Here is a 6,474-nt window from a genome sequence, read left to right as displayed (position 1 = left end):
ACCACAGGAGCTACGGGCGCTACGGGAGCTACGGGAGCGACAGGTGTCACAGGAGCGACGGGCACCACAGGAGTGACGGGTGTCACGGGTACCACAGGACCAACAGGGCCGTTACCTTCGACTTCGACAAAGATAATATTATATGGGGGAGCTAATTCGGGGTTTCAACGCATAGCTGGGTCTCCTGGAGCCGTATCCAATGCCATTCCGTACGTCGTATTGGGAGTTGGAAGTGTCTCGGGGTTCTCCGGATCCATCAATGTCAACAATTTGCCTGTGGCAACTTACCTGTTCCAAATTTGCGCCGATGTCGCGAATAATGCATCAGCGCCAGCTTCGGGCAATATCATTTCCACCATAACCTTGCTCACTACCGGAGTGATTAGTGGAACAATTGTTTTCTCCATTAGGCCGACAGATGTAGGGGCTCAGCCGGTCTATGTGTATAATCCTACTCTACTGACCGCTCCGGCGACGATTACATGGACCAGTGTCATTCCTGGCGATGCAGTGTCAAGGAATAATGCTTTATCGCTATACGCCGTCCCCAATATAACACAAAGCGCTGTATATTCGGTATTTTTCTCCACTTCTTCATGAACTACCAGCAATCTCTATCTTGATAAGCGTATATGCAAGGTAAAATGCCTCCCTCGTTCAGTCCGAGGGAGGTTTTTTATGTCACAGTTTATTTATGTAATGGACACGGGCCTGCTTTGAAACATCGACCGCCGCTCTTTAAAATGGATTGACAGCTACTACCAAACTAGTTAGAATACAAAAAAATGAAACGGCAGAAAGAGGTTATATTATGTGGATTTCATGTTCCCCGAACGATCCGGTGCTTATCCGGCGGCCCTTCACAGACAATGAAGTGGAGTACCAGCTGTTGCATCGCATCTGCGGATCGCAAGATTGCAGCATACGAATGAGGACGGAGAAGGGAGACGCCGTCTTTGCCCAAACCGCCAGACAACATGCATGGCTGTGGGTGAGCGAAGAAGCAACATTGGAACAGAAGCAGTCGCTCATCATGGCATTATGCGAGCTTACGAGCGATAAAGACATTCCCGGCATTTCCGCTCATCCGGAAGTTGCCGAATTATTCGCACAGATGTATACGGACATGGTAGGCGGATCATATAAGCTTCAAATGGACTTGCAATCGTACGCTTGCGAGCATGTGACTGCGCCGGCGAATGTGCAGGGGACGATGCGGAGAGCAGCCCCGGAGCATGTAAATACGATTAGCGGCTTCGTCACTGACTTTATCGCAGAGGCAATGGGCACGGCAGTTCCTCGTTCCGATCAGGTTCCATTCGTTGAGCGTTCCATTGCATCGGGTGATATGATGGTATGGACGAGGGAGGAAGAGCCCGTAGCAATGGCACGGATTGCCCATCGTTCACCGAGACATGCGCGGATTAACAGCGTCTATACCGCTCCCGAGCATCGGAAAAAGGGGTACGCTAGCGCCTTGGTCGCTGAACTGTGTGACATCGTTCAACAAGAAAAGTTGATTCCAATCTTGTATGCGGATATGGTCAATCCCGACTCGAATAATGTGTACAGAAAGATTGGATTTACGGAGCGTGGCATCATTAGAGAGCTGGCTTTTCAGCAGAGCTAAATTGCAATTTAGCCTCTACAGCCGAATTGGAAATTTGTATAGGAGAATTATTATATTGATGTAAATCCAATTCGAGTTATAATTAATAACGGGGCATGACCGTTTATTCGAATGCCTACATTATGAATTTGAATAAGGATCTTCAGGGCCAGGTGTAATTCCTGACCGGCGGTGAAGGGCTGAGAAGCAGCCCCAAGCCCGCGACTCGCTGCATGTTTGCAGCGACTGACTTGGTGCAACTCCAAGGCCGACGGTATAGTCCGGATGGGAGAAGATCGCTCAAGCGTTTCACGTGAAGAACTGCACATGACAGCTCTAATGCGGAATTTGCTTCATCATGACCTTCATCATGACGGATAGGCGACGTATGTCTTCTTCAGCCAGATCCTATATTCAACGACCTTGGAGGTTATTGAATATGGACCACGTTATTCACGTTGAACAGAGGAACAGCAGCACGCGCAGAGGAGTTCTGTTCGTTGCGCTAGGGGCCGCCCTATGGGGACTGGGGCCCATCTTCCGAGTTCTAGTGTTGGAGTACTTGACTTCGACACAAATCGTCCTCATCGAACATCTCATTTTACTCCTTTATGCAGCCCCCATTCTATGGGTGCACCGGAGGGAACTTCGGGGATGCTCTTGGCGTCATTTGTTCGCGCTCCTTTTCATTTCGTGGGGGGGCTCGGTAATGGCGACCATCATGTTCACGGAAGCTTTCGCACATGGTAATCCGAATGCGGTATTGCTTCTACAGAAGCTGCAACCGATATTTGCCGTCATACTGGCACGTGTTCTGTTGAAAGAAACACTCCCCAGACGCTTCCCTATGCTGCTGTTGCTGGCAGTTGCCGGCACATACTTGCTTACGTTTGGATGGTCATTGCCAATAGGCCACGTGCGTGAGGTCGTAGGGGTGAGCAGTCTGCTTGCTTTCGGGGCCGCGTTTCTATGGGGCGGGTCCACCGTAATGGGCAGATTAATGCTGGACAAGATGGAATATGAAACGGTTACGGCATTGCGATTCTTGTTGGCACTGCCACTGTTGTTCATGCTTACATGGAACGAACATCCAAGTTGGAGTATCCCTGCAGCACAGTTGGGCACGGTATCATTTTATATCATCATGCAGGCATTGCTGCTGGGGCTCGTAAGCTTGTTGTTATATTACCGCGGTTTATCCGTTACGAAAGCTTCTTACGCAACCCTTGCGGAGCTGTCGTTCCCGCTCGTCGGCATGATGATGAACTGGATCGTCTTCAAGGAAGTCGTCACCATTCCGCAATTGACGGGATTCGTCCTAATATGGGTTGCGTTGTATCTGGTCTCTAGACAGCAATAAATGCTATTCGAATATATTACCGTTGACCTTCCTGGTATATGCTTATATTAAAAGTCAATAGTTAAAGTAATATCTTTAATATACCAGTATTCTTTATAAAATGTGCAACATTATAATAAGGTATTTTTAAGCTGAACTAATTTAAACAAATTAGTTCAGCTTTTATTTATGAGCAAAAATGAAAATTTAGGGTATGCGCTTATTGAAACTATCGGGTGCCTGAGTTTAATACACAAGGCAGAAAAGGATTAAATTATTATTTATAAGACTACATTAATGTAGCCTTGGAATAAAGTTTGATTAAATTAACTTAATAAACCTTGATGAAGGGCAAATAAAAAAAGCGTGTTTTGAAAAAAAGATTGATCAAAACACGCTTTTTCTATATTCAATTGAATCATCCTTTCATAAAAAAGTTTGATGATTTTTGTGCTCATTGCTCAATTAAAGCACCCTTTAACGGAAGACTTGATTTCAAAATAATTTTTCTGGACTTATCGTTCCGAAAACTTTATACTAAATTATATGAATGGGGGTGTTGTAAATTGGGTAGAAGTATAAATTTTAACAAAGAACATGCTTTGAATAAAGCTATGTATTTATTCTGGGAAAAAGGTTATGACGCTACATATATCTCAGATCTTATTGATACGATGGGAATAAGTCGATCTACTCTCTACGATAGTTTTGGAGATAAAGATGAACTATTTAAACAGGTTTTAGAACATTATAAAAACTATGGCTATCAAAAGAGAAATTTACTTTTTAGTGGTATAAGCACTGAAGCATCTCTTAAATCCTTTTTTTATCAACATATTGAAGAATGCTATTCAGATGACATTCCCAAAAGTTGTATTATAACTAATTCTTCACTGCTTATTGGACATATTGATCCTTCCATAGAAGAAATACTTATAAATGATTTTAATGAACTTGAAAAAGTATTTAAGCAAGTCATTGAAGAAGGAAAAAAGAAAGGAGAACTTTCACAAGAGGCTAACTCAGAATTAGTTGCATATTCTTTATTAAGTTTAAATCATAGCATTAATTTAATGTCCAGATATAAAAAAGAGAAAAATCTAGCCTATAATCTAGTGGATAAGACTATTGCAGACCTATAGTCTTTCTTTTTTAATCATTCTGGAACGAGCGTACCAAAATCAATAAGAATAAACTAAAGGAATGATAAAGGTGACTAAAAAGACAAATTTTCTAATATTTATTTTGGCGATTAGTTGTGGTTCACTTGCTGCTAATATTTATTATGCACAACCAATTGTACAATTCATTGCAAAAGATTTGAACATCTCTTCTGATTTATCTGGATTGCTTACTACCCTGACACAAATTGGATATGGATTGGGCTTATTTTTTATCGTACCAATGGCTGACATATTTAAAAGTAAGAAAATAATAGGAATTCTTATCGGGCTTACTATTATTTCATTAATTGGTACGCTTATTTCGACAAATGGAATTGTTTTTATAATATTAACAACCATAATTGGCATTGGAGCCTGTGCGGCTCAAATGTTAGTTCCACTAACAATGAGGATTGTGCCCATTGAAGAGGCAGGTAAATATGTGGGTAAAGTGATGAGTGGTTTATTGATTGGGATTATGATTGCTCGCCCATTATCTATCGGAATAGCTGACTGGTTCGGCTGGAGAATGGTATTTCTTTTTTCATTAATAATGCTAGTTGTCGTATTACTGTTAATTATAAAATTTTTGCCCAACTATGAAGTAGTATCGACTAGCAACATGTCATATCCAAATTTAATAGCTTCTACGGTGAAGCTACTAATAAATACATCTCCTTTACAACAAAGAGCTTTTTATCACGCATGTTTATTTGCAACATTTAGTCTTTATTGGACAGTTATCCCAATTTTATTAAGGGCTGAGCCATTACATTTTTCAAATAATAAAATCGCATTATTTGGCTTTTTTGCAATAGCTGGAGCTTTATTAACTCCTACTATTGGTAAAATAGCAGATAAAGGTTATATTTTTACATTGACTAATGTATCAATGGCGCTCGTACTATTATCTATCGTACTATTATTTTTTGTTAAAGACCATTCACTATTTAGTGTAATTTTAATACTTATCTCAGGCATTAGTATTGATATTGGTGTATCCGGAAATTTATTATTAGGTCAAAAAGTTATCTTTGGTTTGAATCCCGAGATAAGAAACAGACTTAATGGATTATATATGACTATTTTCTTTTTGGGAGGAGCCTTTGGTTCATGGATTGGAAGTTATACTTACTATAAATTTAATAGTGAAGTAACTTTACTCATTGGAACAGCTTTGCCTTTAATCGCCTTAATAGTTCATTTAATAAAGAATAATACAAAAAATTTATCAAAAACCAAAAGTAAATACATGTCCTAACTATCAATTCCCCAAAAAGTTAGAGTCAAAATCTAATTTTGGGGATAGTATTACCTTCTACATCAGGAATAAATTATTTCTTATCTTTATTCGTTTTGGCCTATGACAAAAATAAGATTATGCAATAAGGCATAGGATGTTGTCAATAAAATGGCCCGATTGTTGAACAAAGAAATACTCTACAAAATAGATCTTTTTATCAAACTTTTTTACAAATTATCAATCTTTATTATAAATGATCAGACTTTTTTAGGTAGCGTCAAGAATTTTGTGTAAATGAAAATAACCTTCTCTTGTAGAAGACTGCATTAGTCCCTAGTGCTGAACATCGCTTGGAGCTCAGCGCGTGCTTGGTCAAAGCCAATATGGCATCGAGTAGCGAACCTTTGATTATAGCCCTCGGACTGCGATACCAGAAACTTTTCTAGTGCTTCTTCATGCGGAAACTGTTCTTTTCGCTTTGTATATTTCTTAATCTGCTTGTTGAATGATTCAATGAGATTGGTTGAATAGATGCTTTTCCATATTGTCTTCGGAAAGCTATAGAACGTAAAGATGTATGGGTTCTCACGCAGAGATTTAATTACCTTAGGGTAAGCTGATTTCCACTTGTCACAAAAAGTCTCTAGAGCGGCTTTCCCAGACTGCTCATCTTCTGCTCGGTACACAGCTTTGAAGTCATCACAGATGCTTGCCCGATCAGATACACGTACTTTATGAGCAATATTACGTGCTACATGTACGCAGCATGATTGGTATTTTGCCCTTGGATATACTTGCTCAATTGCTGCCACAATGCCCTTTAATCCGTCAGAGATAAACAACAAGACTTCCTCTACACCACGCTCTTTCACGTCCAGTAACAGCTCATTCCATACATAGGCCGATTCGGTTGGAGCAATGGTATACGTTAACACTTCCTTAGAACCATCTTCACGTATACCGACTGCCAGATACACGGCTTCTTTAGAGACGGTTTCACGTTTAACTGCTATGTAAGTAGCATCGATGTAGACGCAAACATAACGCTTGGCTAGCGTCCGTTTAGCGAAGGCATCGACTTGTTCGACCATCGCCTTGGTCATATTAGATATAGTCTGTG

At 40.6% G+C, this 6,474-nt stretch carries 4 protein-coding genes, 2 pseudogenes and 1 riboswitch; of the genes and pseudogenes, 5 read left to right on the top strand and 1 reads right to left on the bottom strand.

Translation table 11 applies throughout. The features are described from left to right. The 5 genes and pseudogenes from A372_RS37435 to A372_RS0117270 all read left to right on the top strand — a co-directional run. Positions 1–600 (top strand): annotated as a pseudogene (locus A372_RS37435) (hypothetical protein); the annotation flags it as partial. Positions 601–811: 211 nt separating this feature from the next. After that, positions 812–1,630, top strand: coding sequence for a GNAT family N-acetyltransferase (locus A372_RS0117285; RefSeq protein WP_019422138.1), 819 nt, complete (start codon positions 812–814; stop codon positions 1,628–1,630). A gap of 134 nt (positions 1,631–1,764) precedes the next feature. Next, positions 1,765–1,910: riboswitch (FMN riboswitch) on the top strand. 138 nt (positions 1,911–2,048) lie between these two features. Continuing rightward, positions 2,049–2,969 (top strand): DMT family transporter, encoded by a 921-nt coding sequence (locus A372_RS0117280; protein ID WP_026011128.1) that lies wholly within the window; start codon positions 2,049–2,051, stop codon positions 2,967–2,969. 545 nt (positions 2,970–3,514) lie between these two features. After that, positions 3,515–4,090, top strand: coding sequence for a TetR/AcrR family transcriptional regulator (locus tag A372_RS0117275; RefSeq protein WP_019422136.1), 576 nt, complete (start codon positions 3,515–3,517; stop codon positions 4,088–4,090). Between the two features lie 61 nt (positions 4,091–4,151). Then, positions 4,152–5,372 (top strand): MFS transporter, encoded by a 1,221-nt coding sequence (locus tag A372_RS0117270; protein WP_085981976.1) that lies wholly within the window; start codon positions 4,152–4,154, stop codon positions 5,370–5,372. A gap of 308 nt (positions 5,373–5,680) precedes the next feature. Here the strand turns inward: A372_RS0117270 and A372_RS34155 are convergent. After that, positions 5,681–6,472 (bottom strand): annotated as a pseudogene (locus A372_RS34155) (IS256 family transposase); the annotation flags it as partial. Between the last annotated feature and the right edge of the window lie 2 nt (positions 6,473–6,474).

The organism is Paenibacillus sp. OSY-SE (assembly GCF_000283315.1).
Classification (GTDB): domain Bacteria; phylum Bacillota; class Bacilli; order Paenibacillales; family Paenibacillaceae; genus Paenibacillus_B; species Paenibacillus_B profundus.
This window is presented reverse-complemented; position numbering and strand designations above follow the sequence as displayed.